The 18,623-nt window shown below is 71.0% G+C and carries 17 protein-coding genes and 1 tRNA gene; 13 read left to right on the forward strand and 5 right to left on the reverse strand.

The window, feature by feature from the left end:
• Positions 1 to 68: 68 nt before the first annotated feature.
• Both ACFYUZ_RS05855 and ACFYUZ_RS05860 read left to right on the forward strand, forming a co-directional pair.
• Complete coding sequence (locus ACFYUZ_RS05855; protein WP_389306617.1) at positions 69 to 2,327, forward strand: (Fe-S)-binding protein; 2,259 nt, start codon at positions 69 to 71, stop codon at positions 2,325 to 2,327.
• Between the two features lie 201 nt (positions 2,328 to 2,528).
• Positions 2,529 to 3,377 (forward strand): Yip1 family protein, encoded by an 849-nt coding sequence (locus tag ACFYUZ_RS05860; protein ID WP_389306618.1) that lies wholly within the window; start codon positions 2,529 to 2,531, stop codon positions 3,375 to 3,377.
• 83 nt (positions 3,378 to 3,460) lie between these two features.
• Here the strand turns inward: ACFYUZ_RS05860 and ACFYUZ_RS05865 are convergent, their stop codons facing one another.
• Together ACFYUZ_RS05865 and dcd are read right to left on the reverse strand one after the other, a co-directional pair.
• Positions 3,461 to 3,958 (reverse strand): phosphoribosyltransferase, encoded by a 498-nt coding sequence (locus tag ACFYUZ_RS05865; protein WP_024755952.1) that lies wholly within the window; start codon positions 3,956 to 3,958, stop codon positions 3,461 to 3,463.
• Positions 3,959 to 3,971: 13 nt separating this feature from the next.
• A complete protein-coding gene (gene dcd, locus ACFYUZ_RS05870) occupies positions 3,972 to 4,547 on the reverse strand; it encodes a dCTP deaminase (RefSeq protein ID WP_030690788.1) in 576 nt (191 codons plus the stop codon).
• Positions 4,548 to 4,954: 407 nt separating this feature from the next.
• Between dcd and ACFYUZ_RS05875 the strand changes: the two genes are divergently transcribed.
• The 4 genes from ACFYUZ_RS05875 to ACFYUZ_RS05890 all read left to right on the forward strand — a co-directional run bounded on the left by ACFYUZ_RS05875 (position 4,955) and on the right by ACFYUZ_RS05890 (position 7,143).
• Positions 4,955 to 5,025: transfer RNA gene (locus ACFYUZ_RS05875), tRNA-Gly, on the forward strand.
• 260 nt (positions 5,026 to 5,285) lie between these two features.
• On the forward strand, positions 5,286 to 5,633 hold the full coding sequence (locus tag ACFYUZ_RS05880) for a transcriptional regulator (RefSeq protein ID WP_389306619.1): 348 nt from the start codon (positions 5,286 to 5,288) through the stop codon (positions 5,631 to 5,633).
• Entirely contained in the window at positions 5,630 to 6,301 is a 672-nt protein-coding gene (locus tag ACFYUZ_RS05885; protein ID WP_389306620.1) for a nucleotidyl transferase AbiEii/AbiGii toxin family protein, read from the forward strand. Before ACFYUZ_RS05880 ends, ACFYUZ_RS05885 begins: the two co-directional genes overlap by 4 nt.
• Before the next feature lie 188 nt (positions 6,302 to 6,489).
• On the forward strand, positions 6,490 to 7,143 hold the full coding sequence (locus ACFYUZ_RS05890) for an excalibur calcium-binding domain-containing protein (RefSeq protein ID WP_389306621.1): 654 nt from the start codon (positions 6,490 to 6,492) through the stop codon (positions 7,141 to 7,143).
• A gap of 499 nt (positions 7,144 to 7,642) precedes the next feature.
• On the opposite strand, the gene ACFYUZ_RS05895 is transcribed toward ACFYUZ_RS05890, so the two are convergent.
• From ACFYUZ_RS05895 to ACFYUZ_RS05905, 3 genes are all read right to left on the reverse strand, one after another.
• Positions 7,643 to 9,208: an AMP-binding protein gene (locus ACFYUZ_RS05895; protein WP_389306622.1), complete on the reverse strand. Its 1,566-nt coding sequence runs from the start codon at positions 9,206 to 9,208 to the stop codon at positions 7,643 to 7,645.
• Positions 9,209 to 9,278: 70 nt separating this feature from the next.
• Positions 9,279 to 10,172: an alpha/beta fold hydrolase gene (locus tag ACFYUZ_RS05900; protein ID WP_389306623.1), complete on the reverse strand. Its 894-nt coding sequence runs from the start codon at positions 10,170 to 10,172 to the stop codon at positions 9,279 to 9,281.
• Positions 10,173 to 10,310: 138 nt separating this feature from the next.
• Positions 10,311 to 11,702, reverse strand: a complete 1,392-nt coding sequence (locus ACFYUZ_RS05905; RefSeq protein WP_389306624.1) for a DHA2 family efflux MFS transporter permease subunit — start codon at positions 11,700 to 11,702, stop codon at positions 10,311 to 10,313.
• Positions 11,703 to 12,417: 715 nt separating this feature from the next.
• On the opposite strand from ACFYUZ_RS05905, the gene ACFYUZ_RS05910 reads away from it, so the two are divergent.
• From ACFYUZ_RS05910 to ACFYUZ_RS05940, 7 genes are all read left to right on the forward strand, one after another.
• A complete protein-coding gene (locus ACFYUZ_RS05910) occupies positions 12,418 to 13,545 on the forward strand; it encodes a sensor histidine kinase (protein WP_389306625.1) in 1,128 nt (375 codons plus the stop codon).
• The gene (locus ACFYUZ_RS05915; protein ID WP_389306627.1) at positions 13,542 to 14,204 is read left to right on the forward strand and encodes a response regulator; all 663 of its coding nucleotides are present in this window, start codon (positions 13,542 to 13,544) and stop codon (positions 14,202 to 14,204) included. Before ACFYUZ_RS05910 ends, ACFYUZ_RS05915 begins: the two co-directional genes overlap by 4 nt.
• Positions 14,205 to 14,563: 359 nt before the next feature.
• Positions 14,564 to 14,767 (forward strand): cold-shock protein, encoded by a 204-nt coding sequence (locus ACFYUZ_RS05920; protein ID WP_335939352.1) that lies wholly within the window; start codon positions 14,564 to 14,566, stop codon positions 14,765 to 14,767.
• 250 nt (positions 14,768 to 15,017) lie between these two features.
• Positions 15,018 to 16,526 carry a DEAD/DEAH box helicase gene (locus ACFYUZ_RS05925; RefSeq protein WP_389306628.1) on the forward strand — a complete coding sequence of 503 codons (1,509 nt, stop codon included), beginning with the start codon at positions 15,018 to 15,020 and terminating at the stop codon, positions 16,524 to 16,526.
• Positions 16,527 to 16,674: 148 nt separating this feature from the next.
• On the forward strand, positions 16,675 to 17,016 hold the full coding sequence (locus ACFYUZ_RS05930; RefSeq protein WP_389306629.1) for a CBS domain-containing protein: 342 nt from the start codon (positions 16,675 to 16,677) through the stop codon (positions 17,014 to 17,016).
• Positions 17,017 to 17,068: 52 nt separating this feature from the next.
• A complete protein-coding gene (locus ACFYUZ_RS05935) occupies positions 17,069 to 17,380 on the forward strand; it encodes an SCO5918 family protein (protein WP_389306631.1) in 312 nt (103 codons plus the stop codon).
• Positions 17,381 to 18,052: 672 nt separating this feature from the next.
• Positions 18,053 to 18,394, forward strand: coding sequence for a MerR family transcriptional regulator (locus ACFYUZ_RS05940; protein ID WP_225801506.1), 342 nt, complete (start codon positions 18,053 to 18,055; stop codon positions 18,392 to 18,394).
• Positions 18,395 to 18,623 lie beyond the last annotated feature (229 nt).

The following is an 18,623-nucleotide window of genomic DNA, read 5'->3' on the forward strand; positions in this document are numbered from 1 at the left end:
CGCGACCGGGTAATCTCAGCAGGAACTCAATAAGTTACCGCTTAGTAGGCCCGCCCGAGGAGCCCGTCATGCAACTCGCCGCGATCATCGTGTCGATCGCCATCACGGTGGTGGCCGTCGCGCTGTTCGGCCGCGCCACCGTGCAGATCTACCGCTTCGTGCGGCTCGGTCAGCCGGTCCCCGCCGGCACGCGCACCGGTGACCCCAAGCAGCGCACCATCACGCTGGTCAAGGAATTCCTCGGCCACACGCGCATGAACCGCTGGGGCATCGTCGGCTTCGCGCACTGGTTCGTGGCGGTGGGCTTCTTCTCGCTGCTCCTCACCATCGTGAACGCCTTCGGCCAGCTCTTCCAGGCCGACTGGCTGATCCCGTTCATCGGCGACTGGCTGCCGTACGAGATCTTCACCGAGTTCCTCGGCCTGATGACGGTCCTCGGCATCGTGACCCTCATCGTCATCCGCCAGCTGAGCAAGCCGACCAAGGCGGGCCGCAAGTCCCGCTTCGCCGGCTCCAAGACCGGCCAGGCGTACTTCGTCGAGGCCGTCATCCTGATCGTCGGCGTCTGCATCATGACGCTCCGCGCCCTGGAGGGCGTCCAGCACCACGTGACGAGCTGGGAGCCGGGCTTCTTCGCCTCGTACCCGCTGATCGCGCTCCTGGACGGCCTGGACCTGAGCACGATCCAGTACCTCACCTACTTCTTCGCGTGCCTCAAGATCGTCACGTCCTTCACCTGGATGATCACGGTCTCGCTCAACACCAACATGGGCGTCGCCTGGCACCGCTTCCTCGGCTTCCCGAACATCTGGTTCAAGCGCAACGCCGACGGCTCCACCGCCCTGGGCGCGCTCCAGCCGATGACCACGGCCGGCAAGGAGATCGACTGGGAGGACCCGGCCGAGGACGCCGTCTTCGGCGTCTCCCAGGTCGAGCAGTTCTCCTGGAAGGGCATCCTCGACTTCTCCACCTGCACCGAGTGCGGCCGCTGCCAGTCGCAGTGCCCCGCCTGGAACACCGGCAAGCCCCTCTCCCCCAAGCTCCTCATCATGTCGCTGCGCGACCACGCGCACGCCAAGGCCCCGTACCTGCTCGCGGGCGGCGGCAAGGACATGGAGGGCAACGAGAAGGCCACCGAGGAGCAGCTCAAGGACGTCCCCGCCGCCGCGCTGGCCGAGGCCGAGCGCCCCCTCATCGGCACCGCCGAGGAGAACGGCGTCATCGACCCCGACGTCCTGTGGTCCTGCACCACCTGCGGCGCCTGCGTCGAGCAGTGCCCGGTCGACATCGAGCACATCGACCACATCGTCGACATGCGCCGCTACCAGGTGATGATCGAGTCCGCGTTCCCGTCCGAGGCGGGCACGATGCTCAAGAACCTGGAGAAGAAGGGCAACCCCTGGGGCCTGGCCAAGAAGCAGCGCGTCGAGTGGACCAAGGAGGTCGACTTCGAGGTCCCGATCGTCGGCAAGGACGTCGAGGACCTCACCGAGGTCGACTACCTCTACTGGGTCGGCTGCGCCGGCGCCCTGGAGGACCGCGCCAAGAAGACCACCAAGGCCTTCGCGGAGCTGCTGCACATCGCGGGCGTCAAGTTCGCGATCATGGGCGGCGAGGAGAAGTGCACTGGTGACTCCCCGCGCCGCCTGGGCAACGAGCCGCTCTTCCAGCAGCTCGGCGCCGAGAACGTCGCGATGCTGAACATGGCGTTCGGCGAGGACGACGAGGACGAGTCGACCAAGAAGCCGAAGTCGGCCAAGAAGATCGTCTCGACCTGCCCGCACTGCTTCAACACCATCGCCAACGAGTACCCGCAGCTCGGCGGCGAGTACGAGGTCATCCACCACACCCAGCTGCTCCAGCACCTCATCGACGAGGGCAAGCTGATCCCGGTGACCCCGGTCGAGGGCCTCATCACCTACCACGACCCCTGCTACCTGGGCCGGCACAACAAGGTCTACACGCCGCCGCGCGAGATCATGTCCGCCGTCCCCGGCCTGCGCCAGCAGGAGATGCACCGCCACAAGGAGCGCGGCTTCTGCTGCGGCGCCGGCGGCGCGCGGATGTGGATGGAGGAGCGGATCGGCAAGCGCATCAACAACGAGCGCGTCGACGAGGCCCTGTCCCTCAACCCGGACATCGTCTCCACCGCCTGCCCGTTCTGCCTCGTCATGCTGACCGACTCGGTCAACGGCAAGAAGAACGAGGGCAAGGCCAAGGAGTCCGTCACGGTCGTGGACGTCGCCCAGCTGCTCCTCGACTCGGTGAAGACCCCGGTCGAGCCGGAGGAGGAGCCGGCGGCCGAGGAGCCCGAGCCGGCCGTCTGAGGCCTCAGGTGAACCGAGGAGGGCCGTCCCGCGCGAGAAGCGCGGGGCGGCCCTCCTCGCTGCGGGAAGCCGTGGATCCGGCTCTCGCCGCCGGAGCCGCCGGCTCCGCCCCCGCGTCACGTCCCCTAGGGGATGTCACAGCTCAGTGGCAAGGACGGGCCTGAGGCGCGGCCGCACAGCGGAACCGGGTACGTTCAAGGCGTGGCTGGATTCAGGAACGGACGCGGCCGGGACAACCGCCCCCCGCAACAACAACCGCAGCAGGCGCCGTACGGGTACAACGCGGCCCCGCCGCCCTACCCGCAGCAGCAGTGGCAGCAGCCGCCGCAGGGGCAGCCGTACGGGCAGCAGGGGCAGGCCTACGGGGAGCCGGAGTACTTCGGCGACCCGCAGCACCACCAGCAGCACGCGGCGGCGAACAACCCGGGCCACACCCAGATGTTCAGCGTCGACGACCCGTACGGCGGCGCCGCGACGTACGACGCGGGCGCGGCCCCCGTGCCCACGGGCCCCCGGCTCCCCTGGAAGCAGCTCCTGAGCGGCATCGTGCTGCGCCCGGCGGACACGTTCCTGCGGATGCGGGACCACGCGGTCTGGGGCCCGGCGCTGATCGTCACGTTCCTCTACGGGCTCCTCGCGATCTTCGGCTTCGACAAGGCCCGCGAAGAGGCGCTCAACGCGACGATCTCCAGCACGATCCCGTACGTCCTGATGACGGCCCTCGGCTTCGTGGTGGGCGGTCTGATCCTGGGCGCGGTCACCCACACCCTCGCGCGCCAGCTGGGCGGCGACGGCGCCTGGCAGCCGACCGTCGGCCTGTCGATGCTGATCATGTCGATCACGGACGCGCCGCGCCTGCTCTTCGCGCTCTTCCTGGGCGGCGAGAACGGCCTGGTGCAGGTCCTCGGCTGGGCGACCTGGCTGGCGCTGGGCGCGCTCCTCACCCTGATGGTGAGCCGCTCCCACGACCTGCCGTGGCCGAAGGCGCTGGGCGCGTCGGCGATCCAGCTGGTGGCCCTGCTGAGCCTGATCAAGCTGGGCACCCTGTAGCACCCGGACCACGAGAAGGCCCCCACCGCACCCGGTGGGGGCCTTCCGCGCATCCGTGGGTCCCAGGCGCCTCAGAAGGCGCCTCAGGCGTCGAGGACCTGGCCCTCGCGCTTCACGACGGGCGGCTCGACCGACCAGGGGAAGTTGATCCACTCGTCGGTCTTCTTCCACACGTACTCGCACTTCACGAGGGAGTGGGACTTCTCGTAGATGACGGCGGAGCGGACCTCGGCGACGTGGTCGACGCAGAAGTCGTGGACGAGCTTCAGCGTCTTGCCGGTGTCGGCGACGTCGTCGGTGATGAGCACCTTCTTGTCGCTGAAGTCGATCGCGTCGGGCACGGGCGCCAGCATGACCGGCATCTCCAGCGTGGTGCCCACGCCCGTGTAGAACTCCACGTTCACGAGGTGGATGTTCTTGCAGTCCAGGGCGTAGGCCAGACCGCCGGCGACGAAGACGCCGCCACGGGCGATGGAGAGCACGATGTCGGGCTCGTAGCCGTCGTCGGCGATGGTCTGCGCCAGCTCGCGGACGGCGGTCCCGAAGCCCTCGTACGTCAGGTTCTCGCGTACCTCACTCATGCCTGCGACCGCCTCACACCTGGGTCCGATGGAAGTTCATGTAGGAGCGGGAGGCCGTCGGCCCCCGCTGGCCCTGGTACCGCGAGCCGTACCGCTCGCTCCCGTACGGGAACTCCGCGGGCGAGCTCAGCCGGAACATGCACAGCTGGCCGATCTTCATCCCCGGCCAGAGCTTGATCGGCAGGGTGGCGAGGTTCGACAGCTCCAGGGTCACGTGCCCCGAGAAACCGGGGTCGATGAACCCGGCGGTCGAGTGCGTGACGAGCCCGAGCCGCCCGAGAGAGCTCTTCCCCTCCAGACGCGAGGCGATGTCGTCCGGCAGGGTGATGACCTCGTAGGTCGAGGCGAGCACGAACTCGCCCGGGTGCAGGATGAACGCCTCGTCGCCCTCCGGCTCGACCTCGCGCGTCAGGTCGAGCTGCTCGACGGCGGGGTCGATGTGCGGGTAGCGGTGGTTCTCGAACACCCGGAAGAAGCGGTCAAGCCTCACGTCGATGCTCGAGGGCTGCACCATGGATTCGTCGTACGGGTCGATGCGCACCCGTCCGGCATCGATCTCGGCCCGGATGTCCTTGTCTGAGAGAAGCACGCCCCCACGATACGCAGAGGGCGCGGACCTGCCCCAATCGGCGGCCGCCCGCGCCCCGGCACCTCACGCCTCAGCGCCGTCCGACCTCCACCGGCACCGCATGCCGCAACCGCGCACACCGCGGACACCGGATGAGCCGCCCGGGCCCGATCCGTCCCGCACCGAGCTGCTGAAGCGGGAACGAGGCGGTACTGAACACATGCCCTTCGGCACAACGGACGACGGTGCGCTCCATCGAAGCCATCAAGTCCCTTCCCCTACACATGTGGTGGACGATCAGCCACATTAGGGGATGAAGGGGGTGCCCTCCCACGCGGCACTCCGCACCACCGGAGCCGGGAGCTTCGCCTCAAGTGGCGCATGGGGTACAGTGTGCAACGATGCGGCACGGATCACCCGGCCGCTGCGCGGATGTAGTTTAATGGTAGAACATGAGCTTCCCAAGCTTATAGCGCGGGTTCGATTCCCGTCATCCGCTCTTCTACGAAGCCCCAGGTCAGAGACCTGGGGCTTGTTCGTCGGCAGACGAGTCTCGCTGCCCGCACGCGCTTCGGTCCCGCGACAAGGGGCACGCGGAGGGCAACGCCCCGCGTCGTCTCGCAGGAGGTCCCGCATGATCCCTCCGACCTGCGACTACGCCGTCGCTACCACCCCTGCGGCCCGGTAGAAGCTCTGAGCCGGAAGTTCCCTGTACCGGAATCACCCGGCCGCTTCCCCCTCCTGCGGAATAATCAAGGCATGGCAGCCACGCCCAGCGTCCCCGAGCTCCGCCGCACCAGATTCGCCCGGCGGCTTCCTGCCGAACTCTCGGAGCTCGTCGGCCCCGCCCGCGGCCACGTCGACCTTCCGCTGCACCTTGCCTGGTCCGGCCTGTCCCGCTTCGACCTCGACCAGCCTCGATTGCGGATGAGCTGCTATCGGATCGTCCTGGCCGAAGGACAGCACGACGACCTGGTCCACTACCTGAACCGGGAGCTGCTCGTCGTCATGTGGCCTGTCCTGCGCACGCTGATCAGCCGGGACATCCGTGACGTCTGGGAGAACGCCTTCGCCGAACTGAACCCCGACGCCCAGGCTGCTGCGTGAATCTCACGGAACTGCACAGGCGGCTCCTCGCGGACGTCCTCGCCGTGGGCGACGTCTACCCGCTCGTGCTCACGGGTGGATACGCCGTCCAGGCGCACGGACTGGTCGACCGGCTCAGCCAGGACCTCGATGTCGCCACCGAGAACCCGGAGCCGATGGAGAAGATCGCCGCCACCGTGCGCGCCGGGCTGGAACAACGCGGCTGGCACGTGCGGGGGTTGGAAACCGACCCGCTGTCCGCGCGGCTGATCGTCACCGACGCCGCCACCGGCGAGGAGTGCGAGGTCGACGTCCTCAAGGAAGCACTCTGGCGTCCGCCAGTGAAAACCGAGCATGGCCTGGTGCTCTCGCTGGAGGACGTGGTCGGCACGAAGGTCCGTGCGCTGGCGGACCGGGGCCTGGCCCGAGACCTGATCGACGTCCGGGCGGCAGCCGATCGCTGGAGCCACGCCGAGCTCGAAGAACTCGGCCGCCGCCACGCCCGTGACAGCTTCGACCTCTCCGACCTTCAGGCCCGGCTCGCCGGCGCGGACTGGATCGACGACACGGAATTCGCCGCGTACGGACTCGACGACCACCAGACCATCGAGCTGCGCCAGTGGGCTCAGGAGTGGGCCGATGACATCGCCGAGAGACTTCAGGAAGCGGAAGGCCCGCCCGACGACTGATCGCCTGGCACCGAACACGCCGAGGAAGCGGCGGGCCCGAGGCAGTCGGCGTTCCTGAGCCGGATGCGCCGGACACTTGGCGTGCGCCGGGCGATTCCCCTTCGCCTCGCGTCGTGTCCACACGCGTTGCTGTCCCGACAGCGGCAGCGCAGTCTGAAGGAGGAAGCCTCGTGTCGTGAGGTGACGCCATGGACCGCCGCATTCACGTGGGGGCGGCTTGGCTGCTGACCGCACTGCTGGGCGTGAGCGGCTGTGGGCGTGGCGAGTCGACGCCCGCGCGCAACGCCACCACGGTGACCGAGACCGTGACTGAATCGGCGACGCCACCGCCACCGCCTACAGCACCAGCCCCCGACCGGACGAGCCCGGAGCCCGTGTCCCCACGGCCGACGAATCCGCGGACAACCGCCGACGCGTCAGCCGTCGTCCGCGCGTATTTCGCTGCCATCAACGCGCAGGACCACCGACGGGCCTGGGAGCTCGGGGGCAAGAACCTCTCGGGCTCCTACTCGGCCTTCGCCGATGGGTTCGCCGCTACCGCCCACGACACGGTTCACATCCTCAGCACAACCGGCGACACCGTCTCCGTGAGGCTGGAGGCCGCGCAGGCCGACGGCTCGCTGAGGATCTACGAAGGCACCTACACGGTTCGCGGCGGCACGATCGTCGCCGCTGACGTACATGAGGTGACCGAGCCGGAGCGGCCTTCCTCTTCCTACTACGAGGACTGCGACGAGGCACGAGCCGCAGGCGCCGCACCCCTCCATAAGGGCGAGCCCAGATACGCTCCGCACCTCGACCGAGACGGGGACGGAGTGGCCTGCGAACCATATCCACCATGACGCACACGTTCTCGGCGCCCCACGTCCCGGACGGCTGACCGCCTACGGGTACCGGGTGCGGGACAGAATTCGCCACCCTGCCCACCAGTTCACCGCTCGTGGTGTCCAGAAGCAGCAGCGTCGCCTTCCCTTGCTGTGGAGGGCCGTGCCGCAACGTGCCAGTGGGGGCGGTGAACAGCGGTCACCACGGGGCGGAGGAAGCGGCCAAGATGAGGCCATCACCACACGTTTTCACAGGTCAGACGCCCTATAGAAGGTCAAGTACCCGAAGATTCCCAAGCTTATGGCGCGGGTTCGATTCCCGTCATCCGCTCGTGAACGAAGGCCCAGGTCGGCGACCTGGGCCTTCGTCGTTGTCGAGAGCCCTTCGAGGCTGCCATGCCCTCCGCGTGGGTCCGCTCTTCTTCAGCGGCAGGAGCCGGCCCCCTCTCCCCGCACGGCCCGGCCCGGGCCTGAACGGCCCGGGCCGCGTGGTCCCCCTACGTGGCGGGGCTGCCGCTCAGGAGAGCGCCCGGCGGAGCGCGTGCTTGTCGGGCTTGCCGATGCCGCTGAGCGGGATGGCCTTCAGGACGTGGAACGTGTGGGGGACATGGAGGCCGCTCTTGCGGGCGGCGACGAAGCGGCGCAGCTCCTCGATGTCGGTGCCGTGGCCGCGGGCGGGCACGATGGCGGCGTGGACGCGCTCGGGCGTGCCCTCAGAACGCATGCCGAAGACGGCGCACTGGGCGACGGCGGGGTGGGCCGTCAGCACCTCCTCGATCTCGCTGGGATAGACCTGGGTGCCGTCGACGGTGATCGTGTCGTGGCCTCGGTCGGCGAGGAAGAGGTAGCCGTCGTCGTCGAGGTAGCCGATGTCGCCGGTGCGCACCCAGCCGTCGAGCAGCACGCGGGCGCTCAGTTCGGGCTGCTTCCAGTAGCCGTTCATGGCGCTGTGGGCGCGGGCGTGGATCTCGCCCTCGCGGCCGTTCGGGAGGACGCTGCCGTGCCGGTCGACGACGCGGAGTTCGACGCCGGGCATGGCGCGGCCGACGGTGATCTGTCCGTGCCGGCCGACGCGGTCGTGTTCTTCGGGGCCCACTTCGGTGAGCCCGAGCGTCTCGTTCTGTCCGTACCAGCTGTGCAGCACCTTGCCGAAGACCCTTTCGGTCTGCCGCAGCCTGGACGTCGACGCCGGGCTGCCGCCGTAGGTGACCTGCCGGACGCTGGAGGTGTCGGTGGCGGGCAGCGCGGGATGGTCGAGGAGCCGGTGCAGGAGGGGCGGCTGGAGGAACAGCCGGGTGATCCGCTCGCGTTCGATCGCCGCGAGCGCCTCGCCGGGATCGAAGGCGGGCTGCAGGACGACGGATCCGCCCTGGAGGAGCGCCACGTCCGCCCAGAGACCCGCGATGTGCGTGAGCGGCGTGCATGCCAGATAGCGGGGCGGGGCGCCCGTGGGGGAGCACAGGTGGTCCAGGGTGCGGCGGTACGGGCCGTGCTTCATCTGCAGGCTCTTCGGCAGCCCGGTCGTGGTGCCGCCGGTGTGGCGGATGCACCAGTCGTCGTCGGCGCCGACGGGCACGGTGACGGGCGCCGACGGCTGCCCGGCCGCCGCCGCGCAGATGTCGTCGGCGTACGGATGCGGGCCCAGCGTCGCCAGCATCGGCACGTGGAGAAGCGGCTTCAGGCGGTCCAGGTCCGCGTACCGGGTCGGGTCGGCCAGCAGCAGCTCGGTGTCGGCGACGTCCACCAGGTGCGCCAGGGCGTCCGCGTTCAGCCCGTCGTACAGGGGCGTCACGCGCGCCCCGGCCAGGTTGGCGGCGTAGCGCGCGACGAGCGCCTGAGGGGTGTTGCCGGTGAGCAGGGAGACGGTCCGCCCGGGCCGGACGCCGCGCGCGATCAGCTCTCGGGCGAGCCGGTGGACGCTGTCGCGCAGCTCGCCCGCGGTGACCTGTCGACGGTCGGGGCAGATGATCACGGGCAGGGCGGGATGGCGCGCCAGGGTGTGGAGGATGGCGTCCGTGTAGGTGACGAAGCCGTGGCCGGCGGACTCGGGCGTCACGGCCGTCTCGGGCCGGAGGTCGGACATCTGTGTCCCTTGAGAGGTAGGCGAGGGGAGTGCGGTGGCGGACCGGTGGTCGTGGGGCGCCGGGGAGCCGTCACGGGACCAGGGAGGCCGGCCTGGCGTGGTGTTCGAGGGGCGTGAGGTACGGCAGGTCGTCGAGGGATCCATCGGTGAAGAAGCGATCCAGCAGCTGGGACATCTCCGACGGCCGTTCGAGATGGCAGAGGTGGTCGGCGCCCCGGATCAGGGTGAAGACGCTTCCGGCGATGGTCGCGGCGACCTCGCGCCCGAGGTCGGGGTGGGTGAGGCTGTCGTGTTCACCGGTGAAGACCAGCGCCGGAACGTCCCGGACGCCCCCGGGCCGTAGCCCCTGCCAGTCGATGACCCGGTAGGTCGAGGCGAGATGCCGGGGGATGTCGGCCTGCGTGACCGAGCCCATCGTGCGGGCGAGGACGCGGGTGACGACCGCGCGCTTGTGGACGTCCCGCTCGTCGGGGGACAACAGGGCCGCGATGCTCATACGGGCGTAGGCGCCGGCGTCACCCGACTCCAGGGCGTCGGCCATCGTCCGCAGCGCGGCGCGCTGGTCCGGCGGATAGACGGGGGCGGCGCCCACCAGGGCCAGGCGGGCGACGCGCTCGGGATGCCTCTGGGCCAGGCCGTAGGCGATCGGCATGGCGTAGGAGGCCCCGAAGAGGTTCACCCGTCCCAGGCCCAGCCGGTCCAGCAGGTCCGCCAGCGCGCCGGTGAGGAAGTCGAAGTCGTACGAGGCGGGCAGCACGTCGGCCGCGCCCGATCCCGGGAGGTCCACGCTGACGACGGTCGCGGACGCCGCCCAGCGCGCTTCGAGCCGCTGGTAGGCGTACATGTCCTGGAAGGCGCCACCGAGCACGACGACGGGCTCGGTGGCGGGAGCAGCGTTCTCGACGATCCGGCACCGGTAGCCGAAGCCGTCGAAGGTGAGGTGACGGATCCTCTCAATGTTCATGCCCGGTCAACAGGGACGTGCGGGCATAGGTCACGCGGCGGGTGATCATCTGACTGGTCCTGTCACGCGCGGACCGTCCGGAACCCTCCGGCCGCCGACCGGTCGGACGGGCCGGAAGAGGCCGGCGGCAGAGGGCCGTCAGGACCGTCCTCCGGCTGTCGCCAGAGGCGCCGGGGCCGGGGCTCGGCGGCCGGGCAGGAGTGCTGCCGCGATGACGGCGCAGAGGGCGAGGGCGGTCGTCAGGCCGAAGGCGTGAGCGAAGGCCGTGGCGGTGTGGCCACCGCGCTGGAGCAGGACGGCGAGGGCGGCGATGCCGAAGGAGCCGCCGAGCTGCTGGAGGATGCGCGTCGTGGTGCTGGCGTCCGCGACCTGGGAGTCGTCCAGTCCCTGATAGGCACCGACCGTGACGGCGAGGTTGACGGCGCTCGTACCGAGACCACGGAAGAACAGAGCGACACCGACGACCGAGCCCTCCCCCACCGAGGCGGCGAAGGGACACGTCGCGACCGCGCTCAGCAGCAGGCCGGTCACCACGACCGGACGCGGCCCGACCCTGTCGGTGAGCACGCCGGCCACCCGCGCCGCCAGCGCGCCGACGCCCTGCGGAACGAGCAGGAGACCGGTGGCGACGACGCCCTTGTCGAGTACGAGCTGGCAGTACAGGGGCAGCAGGAACATCCCGCCGTACATGGTCGAACCGCCGACGAACATCAGCACCGAGGTCGCGGCGAAGGAGCGCAGCCGGAACAGACGCATGTCGATGAGGGGCGCGCCGCTCCTCAGGCTCCGTCCGACGAACGCCGCGACCAGGACGGCCCCCGCCGCCGTCGGCAGGAGTACCCGCCCTCCTCCCGCGCCGTCCTGGCCGCCGCACTGCGAGAGCCCGTACACGAGCGCGGTCAGGCCCGGACAGACCAGCACCAGCCCCACGACATCGAGGCGGGAAGCCCGCGGCCGGGGATCCGGGGGCACGCCTCGCCAGGCGAGGAACAGCGCGAGCACGCAGACGGGCAGGTTGACGTAGAAGATCCAGCGCCAGTCGAGATGCCCGAGCAGCAGCCCGCCGAACACCGGCCCCAGGACCGGGCCGAGGAGGGCCGGCAACGAGACGACCGCGACGAGCCGCCCGACCTGTCGGCCGCCGCTGGCCCGGATGACGATGGTCTGCAGGACCGGCATCATCAGCCCCCCACCGGCCCCCTGCACACTTCTGAACACCACCAGCGACCCGGCGCTCCAGGCGCAGGCGCACAGCAGCGAGCCGACGGAGAACAGGACCAGCGCCCCCAGCCAGACCCGCCGCGTCCCGAACCGGTCACCGGCCCAGCCGCTCACCGGCATGACCATCGCGAACGCCAGCAGGTAGGCGGTACTCACCCATTGCACGGTCGTCGTCGGGGCACCGAGGTCGCCGGCGAGGGCGTCGACCGCGACGGAGACGATCGTGCTGTCGAGCAGCGGGGCGAAGGCCCCCACAGCGAGAACGCCGCACAGCCTGAGCAGGGCGGGATCAAGGCGTTCCTTGGGCATGTGGCCCCCTCGGTCGACACGGATTCGCCCCGGCCCTCGGGGCCGGAGAGCCGCAGAGGAGGAAGGGCAGAGCACCCACCGCGGAATGCGGCGGGTGCTCTGCCCCGCAGCGACCGGCCGCCGATGCCGTGGAAAGGATGCGCTCCGACAACGATCAGAAGACCGATGCCGTCACGGCCGCCCGCCCCGGCGCGGACGCCGGACTCCCGGGCCGGGGCCGGCCCACCGGCACCGGGGCGGTCGCTCGTCCCGGCACGAGCGAGGAGCACCTGGCCGGCAACCTCGATCACCATCCGCGCAGCTCGGCCGACCGTGCCCCAGCCGTGCCCTTCGGAGCGGTGGACGGCGGTCAGGCGTCGGCCTCCTCCCTGACGTCGGCCGGCGCGGTCGGGGTCGCCTTCGGCGCCCGGCGGCCGGGCATCGACGGCGAGCGGCTGGACCGCGGCGTGCGCGGCCGCGGGTGCGGCAAGCACGTGACGGACGGACAGGGGGTGCTCCTTCTCCTCGTACGACCCCTGCTCCCGGATGCCGCCCGATCCTGTCCGCCGCGCCTGCCGCCGGTCGTCCCGCACAGGCACCCACCTCGCGCTGCCGCCGGTGGCGTACGCGGCTACCGCGGACGCGGCAGAAGCCGCGCGCGTACCGCGGACGCGGTAGGCGGCCGGTCGTCCGCGAGCCGGACTCGCCCGCCGCGACGTCTGGCTAGGGTGCGCACATGGGCATACGACGGTTCGGCGTACCGGCAGGTGTCGGGGACCGGGTGATCGCCGTGGGCGTGGCAGCGCTGATGCTGGGCGACGGGTGGTCCGGAGAGCGCCTCGGCGCGGGGTCCGGCCCGCTCGGCTACGCCCTCCTCGCGGCAGGCGGCCTGGCTCTGGCCGCGCGCCGCAGGGCTCCGGTCGCCGTCCTGGCCGTCACCGGACTGTGCGCGGTGGGCCACCAGGCGGCCGGGTTCGACGTGCTCACCGTCGCGTACCTGGTCGCGGTGTACGGAGCGGTGCGGGCCGGGCGCCGCGTGCTGGCGGTGACGGCGTCCGCGACCCTGCTGGTGTCCCTGCAGCTCACCGCTCTGGTCTTCCGCGACGGGCCCGTGGGCGAGGTGTCGGTGCGGGCCCGCGGCACCCTGGAGATCGCCTGGCTCATCGCCGCCTTCGCCGCGGGGGAGGCCGTGCGGCAGGCGGAGCAACGGGCGGAGGAGGCCGAGCGCACCCGGGAGGAGACCGCGCGGCGCCGTGCCGACGAGGAACGACTGCACATCGCCCGGGAACTGCACGACTCGCTCACCCACCAGATCTCCGTCATCAAGCTGCAGTCCGAGGTCGCCGTCCACGTGGCCCGCCGGCGCGGCGAGAACGTGCCGGAAGCACTGCTGGCGATCCAGGAGGCCGGACGCGAGGCGAGCCGGGAACTGCGCGCGACCCTGGAGGCGCTGCGCGACGACGGCACGGCCCCGCCGCGCGGGCTCGCCGACGTGCCGGAACTGGTGGAGCGGGCCGGCAGGACCGGTCTGGAGGCGACGCTGACGATCGAGGGGCAGCGGCACGACGTGCCGGCGGCGGTGGGTCGGACCGCCTACCGGATCGTCCAGGAGTCGTTGACCAACGTCGTCCGGCACGCCGCCGCCACCACGGCATCGGTCCGGATCGACTGCCGCCCCGACGCCCTGACCGTACGGGTCGACGACGACGGGAAGGCGGCGCCGGGCGCCGTGCCGACGCCCGGCACGGGGCTGGTCGGGATGCGCGAACGCGTCACCGCTCTCGGCGGCCTCCTGCTCGCCGGACCGCGCGGCGAGGGTGGCTTCACCGTCCGGGCCGAACTCCCCCTGGAGCGAGCGTCGTGATCCGCGTCCTGCTGGTCGACGACCAGCCACTCATCCGCAGCGGTTTCCGCGCGCTCCTCGCCCTCGAGGACGACATCGAGGTGGTGGCCGAGGCGGCCGACGGCGAGGAGGGCCTGGAGCTCGCCAGGGAACACCTGCCCGACATCGCTCTCATGGACATCCAGATGCCGGTCGTCGACGGCATCGAGGCGACCCGGCGCATCGCCGCCGATCCGGCCCTGTCGGGGGTGCACGTCGTCATCCTGACCAACTACGGCATGGACGAGTACGTCTTCGACGCGCTGCGCGCCGGCGCCGCGGGATTCCTCGTCAAGGACATCGTCCCGGACGACTTCCTGCACGCCGTCCGCGTGGCCGCGCGCGGCGACGCCCTGCTCTCACCCTCGATCACCCGCAAGCTGATCGACAGGTACGTGTCCCAGCCGCTCGAAGCCGATGCCGAGGCGGGGCTCGAAGAGTTGACCGGTCGCGAGCGCGAGGCCGTCGCCCTCGTCGCGCGGGGCCTGTCCAACGACGAGATCGCCGACCGCATGGTGATCAGCCCGATGACCGCGAAGACCCATGTCAACCGGGCGATGACCAAGCTCCACGCCCGCGACCGGGCCCAACTCGTGGTCCTCGCCTACGAATCCGGCCTGGTCACCCCACGCGCGTCCTGACGCCCACGGGCCGCCGTCGGCCCGGGCGGAGGCGGCGAAGCCGTAGCGGCCGAGTACAAGGCTTCGTCCGGAGTGAACGAATACCTGCATTCGCGAACCGAGGATTTGACCGCCCCCGCTCAGAGAGTTTTTACCGGCAACACGCAGGAGAAAATTCCGGTCGCGCACGGGCCGCGGTGACGTGCTACTGTCGAAATCAGTTGCAGTTTTGGTACCCAAAGACTCCAAGCGCCTCCCGCCGGCCCCGTGCCGCACGGAAGCGCTTTGTATTTCCGGTCATTTTCCGGGCAGGGCATCATCGCGGCGACACGGCGTCCGTAGGGTACGGATTCCGGCGTAATGCCCCAAGGAGATATGACATGGCTACTGGCACCGTGAAGTGGTTCAACGCGGAAAAGGGCTTCGGCTTCATCGAGCAGGACGGCGGCGGCCCCGACGTGTTCGCCCACTACTCCAACATCGCCTCGCAGGGCTTCCGCGAGCTCCAGGAGGGCCAGAAGGTCTCCTTCGACATCGCGCAGGGCCAGAAGGGCCCGACGGCCGAGAACATCGTCTCCGCCTGACGCCGACGCGCAACACGCAGCTGGGGCCCGCATCCCTCGGGGTGCGGGCCCCAGCCGTATGCATTTCGCGGGACTTTCACGTACACCCGCGCCTCTCGAATTTCTTCGCCCGCCCGGTTGCAGCGAAAATTCACTGCCCTGGGCCGCGCCGCCTGCCGGACGCATTTCATCGGCCCGTGCCTGTGATTCCCGACGCCGCCCGTCCGCTGCCGGAATTCCTCGATACGCGCCGCATCAAGGAAGGTTCTGAATGAACCCCACCCGCACGAACGGCCGTTCCTCCCGCACCCGCCGCAACGGCGGCCGTGCGTACGGCTCCACCGCCGGTTCGGTCCTGAGCAGCCGCTTCGGTTCGTCCGCCCCGAGCCGATCGGGAGCTCCGGGGCGCTTCGGCGGAGGCGGTCGGCGTGCCGCCCCGGCACAGGGCGAGTTCGCCCCGCCGAAGACGGTCACCCCGGCACTGCCCGCCGTCGAGGCGTTCGCCGACCTGGCCCTGGACCGGCGCCTCCTGGCCGCGCTCACCGCGCAGGGCGTGTCCGTCCCGTTCCCCATCCAGGGCGCGACGCTGCCGAACTCCCTGGCCGGCCGCGACGTCCTCGGCCGCGGCCGGACCGGCTCCGGCAAGACCCTCGCCTTCGGTCTGTCCCTGCTCGCCCGCACCGCCGGACAGCTCGCCGAGCCCCGCCGGCCGCTGGCGCTCGTCCTGGTCCCCACCCGGGAACTCGCGCAGCAGGTCGCCGACGCCCTCACCCCCTACGCCCGTGCCGTGAGGCTGCGCCTGGCCACCGTCGTCGGCGGCATGCCGATCCGCCGGCAGGCGAACGCGCTGCGCGGGGGCGTCGACGTCGTCGTGGCCACCCCCGGCCGCCTCAAGGACCTCATCGACCGCGGCGACTGCCGGCTGGACCGGGTCTCGATCACCGTCCTGGACGAGGCCGACCAGATGACCGACATGGGCTTCATGCCGCAGGTCACGGCGCTCCTGGACCAGGTCCGCCCCGGGGGCCAGCGGATGCTGTTCTCCGCGACGCTGGACCGCAACGTCGACCTCCTGGTCCGCCGCTACCTCACCGACCCCGTCGTCCACTCCGTGGACCCCTCCCAGGGCGCGGTCGCCACGATGGAACACCACGTCCTCCACGTGCACGGTGCCGACAAGCACCGGCTGACGACCGAGATCGCGGCGCGCGACGGCCGGGTGATCATGTTCCTGGACACCAAGCGCGCCGTGGACCGCCTCACCGAGGACCTCCTCGACTGCGGCGTCCGCGCCGCCGCCCTGCACGGCGGGAAGACGCAGCCACAACGCACCCGTACCCTCTCCCAGTTCAAGACCGGGCACGTCACCGTCCTGGTCGCGACGAACGTCGCCGCACGCGGCATCCACGTCGACCACCTCGACCTCGTCGTCAACGTGGATCCGCCGACCGACCACAAGGACTACCTGCACCGTGGCGGCCGCACCGCCCGGGCCGGCGAGTCCGGCAGCGTCGTCACCCTGGTCACCGCCGGCCAGCGCCGCGACATGGCCCGCCTCATGGCGACCGCCGGCATCGTGCCCGAGACCACCCAGGTCCGCTCGGGCGAGGAGGCGCTCGCCCGGATCACCGGCGCCCGGACCCCGTCCGGCGTCCCCGTGACGATCACCGCGCCGCCCGCCGAGCGGCGCGAGCGGGACGCGACCTCCCGCGGTCGACGCCGCCCCGCCCCGGCGGCGCGGCGCGCCGACGCGCGGCGTGCCGCCGGCTCGGCGGCCTGAACCCCACGTGATCCGGAAGCCGACCCATCCCCTCAGGAGGCACGTGGTGACACCGGTCCAGACGCAGCCCTGTTCGGTCCCTGCCCTCCCCGCGGCCAGGACGGTGCCCGACCCCGTGGACACGGGAGGTCTCCAGGTCGGGGGCCACATGACCGTCGAGGTGGCCTTGGCCGTCATGGCCGGTGCCCGCGCCGGGCGCCTGCTCGTCTGCGACGACGACGGCCTGTGCACCGGACTGGTGACCCCGGCCCAGCTCACCGCCGCCCGCGAGAGCCCCGCCTACACGGACCGCCTCCGGCTGCGCGACCTCCCCGCCGACGGCGCGCCGCACGCCGGGCACGCCGGGCACGCCGGGCACGCCGGGCCCGCGCCGCACGCCGGGCACGCCGGGCTCGCGGGGCACGCCGGAAGCCATGCCCGGCTTCCCGTCCCGTGCGTCCCGGACGAACGGGACGGCGGCCCGGACGCCCCCGGGCCCGCCCTCGCCTGAATCCCCCGCCCCCTTGCCGAAACCGGCCCCTTCCTCTCCCCTGTGAGGCATCGTGCGCTGTGTCATCGCCCGCTTCCCCTTCGAGCTCACCAAGAGCGGTGTCCTGGACTCCATGAAGGGCGTCAAGCCCGAGGAGATCACCGGCGAGTCCGTGGTCATCGGTCGTCGCGCCTACCCCGTCAAGCAGGTCGGCCAGGTCATCACCCGCCAGGACCGCCGCGACTTCACCGCCGGCGAGGTCCTCCGGGCCATGACCAAGCTCGGCTTCACCTGTCACGGCCTTCCCCGGACGCCCGCGCCGCTCCCGGACCCCGCCCCTCTCCAGCACGCCTACGCGCTGCTCGGCACCCCGACGGGGACCTGACCCCGCGCACGGACGGGCGTGCGCCGGCATCCGAACAGCCACGGGAGCCCTGCCGGTGCACAGCCGACGCCGTCGGCACGCCCCTCCGCGCCTCCTCTTCGCCCCGCCGGTCATCCGGCGGGGCGAAGTGCTGTGGGGCGGGCCTTCCGTACGCGGAGGCGGGCGGTGAGCTGCGGGAGGACCGCACCACGGCGGTGAGGTGTGTCGTCATGCCTGTCGCACAGCCGAACGGGACCGAGGACCTCACTGCCGGACACCTGAAAATCTATTGCCGCCAAGGTAGACATTGGGCGTTGACGTGGCTATGTTTTTTCTCGTAACCCAGAGAGACAATGGGGCCTGGCAGAGATGGACTGCCGGCCGGCAGTACACGTGGCCGCGGTAGACGGGCCCCGTGACAAGTGGTCGACCGCCGAGGAAGAACGGAGGAACCCCGCGCCATCAGGATCGCCCGGGCGGAGCTCTTGAGTCCGGGTACCGCAGGACATCGATAGTGAGGTGGTCTCCGGTCAGGCAACCGCGATCCCCGCGCCCCCGACAGCAGCCGGGTCGGGGCGACGGACACAGGAGGCCGGCGCGATATCAGGGCCGGCAGATGGTGTAGTAGTTCCTTCGGGGCCCTGGTGCCGTACGGCACCAGGGCCCCTCGACGCGTTCCGCAGAGAGGTGCAAATGACAGCAGACGACTCGTACGACCGTCTCGACGACGACGACTACCCCGCCTACACGATGGGCCGGGCCGCCGAAATGATCGGCACCACCCAGGGCTTCCTCCGCGCCATCGGAGAAGCACGCCTGATCACCCCGCTGCGCTCCGAGGGCGGCCACCGCCGCTACTCCCGTTACCAGCTGCGCATCGCCGCTCGCGCCCGGGAACTCGTCGACCAGGGAACCCCGATCGAGGCCGCCTGCCGCATCATCGTCCTGGAAGACCAGCTCGAAGAAGCCCAGCGCATCAACGCCGAGTACCGCCGCGCAGCGGCCCAGCAGTCCGATCACCCCGCTGCCGGCTGAAGCGGTTCCGGGCGCTCGACGGGCACGGCGCCGCACGAGACGTCATGCGATCGGCACCGGGCCGCGAACGGACGGGTCTTTCGCCTCTCCCCCGGCGCCGGCGGAATCCGCTCCGACCGGAGGGGCACGGCGCCCGACCGAAGGCGTACGGCTCCGCCCGGCCATGTCGTCCGACCACGGCCGGGACCGCGCGTGGCCGGGCCGCCGGGCTCGGGAACGGAAGGCCCGC

The sequence above is a fragment of the Streptomyces sp. NPDC004266 genome (assembly GCF_042874095.1).
Taxonomy (GTDB): domain Bacteria; phylum Actinomycetota; class Actinomycetes; order Streptomycetales; family Streptomycetaceae; genus Streptomyces.

Coding starts and splice junctions, on each gene's coding strand:
- ACFYUZ_RS05855 (WP_389306617.1), top strand. CDS start 69: ATGCAACTCGCCGCGATCATCGTGTCGATCGCCATCACGGTGGTGGCC.
- ACFYUZ_RS05865 (WP_024755952.1), bottom strand. CDS start 3,958: ATGAGTGAGGTACGCGAGAACCTGACGTACGAGGGCTTCGGGACCGCC.
- ACFYUZ_RS05880 (WP_389306619.1), top strand. CDS start 5,286: ATGGCAGCCACGCCCAGCGTCCCCGAGCTCCGCCGCACCAGATTCGCC.
- ACFYUZ_RS05890 (WP_389306621.1), top strand. CDS start 6,490: ATGGACCGCCGCATTCACGTGGGGGCGGCTTGGCTGCTGACCGCACTG.
- ACFYUZ_RS05895 (WP_389306622.1), bottom strand. CDS start 9,208: ATGTCCGACCTCCGGCCCGAGACGGCCGTGACGCCCGAGTCCGCCGGC.
- ACFYUZ_RS05900 (WP_389306623.1), bottom strand. CDS start 10,172: ATGAACATTGAGAGGATCCGTCACCTCACCTTCGACGGCTTCGGCTAC.
- ACFYUZ_RS05905 (WP_389306624.1), bottom strand. CDS start 11,702: ATGCCCAAGGAACGCCTTGATCCCGCCCTGCTCAGGCTGTGCGGCGTT.
- ACFYUZ_RS05910 (WP_389306625.1), top strand. CDS start 12,418: ATGGGCATACGACGGTTCGGCGTACCGGCAGGTGTCGGGGACCGGGTG.
- ACFYUZ_RS05920 (WP_335939352.1), top strand. CDS start 14,564: ATGGCTACTGGCACCGTGAAGTGGTTCAACGCGGAAAAGGGCTTCGGC.
- ACFYUZ_RS05925 (WP_389306628.1), top strand. CDS start 15,018: ATGAACCCCACCCGCACGAACGGCCGTTCCTCCCGCACCCGCCGCAAC.
- ACFYUZ_RS05930 (WP_389306629.1), top strand. CDS start 16,675: ATGACCGTCGAGGTGGCCTTGGCCGTCATGGCCGGTGCCCGCGCCGGG.
- ACFYUZ_RS05940 (WP_225801506.1), top strand. CDS start 18,053: ATGACAGCAGACGACTCGTACGACCGTCTCGACGACGACGACTACCCC.